This is a genomic window from Pseudoalteromonas sp. 19-MNA-CIBAN-0066 (assembly GCF_040308705.1).
Taxonomy (GTDB): Bacteria; Pseudomonadota; Gammaproteobacteria; order Enterobacterales; family Alteromonadaceae; genus Pseudoalteromonas; species Pseudoalteromonas nigrifaciens.
The window spans coordinates 1-249 of the sequence record NZ_JBEONZ010000340.1; the positions used below are offsets into that span (position 1 = coordinate 1).

Below are 249 nucleotides of genomic sequence, written 5' to 3' on the forward strand. Positions count from 1 at the left end.
CTGCTATTGTAACTATTTTTTACGCACTCAATTTATTATCACAAAGTGGTGGGCAATTAGAAATATTGCTACTTGTATTAGCAGGGCCTTATTTTTTGGGTTTACTGCTGCTAGCTGATCAACAAACATTGCCATATGGCTTGGGGTTTTGTATCCCATTTACGATTTTGGTAAGACCCAGTACCGATATGAGCCTTGCGTTTTCAATCGATTACACACTTAGCTCTGCAATGGCAATCTTTGCGGGGG

The 249-nt window shown here is 40.2% G+C and carries 1 protein-coding gene; it reads left to right on the top strand.

What is annotated here, in order from left to right; translation table 11 throughout:
• Nucleotides 1–249, top strand: a 249-nt coding sequence (locus AAEZ18_RS19355; protein ID WP_352256065.1) for an FUSC family protein, incomplete at both ends; no start/stop codon positions are given.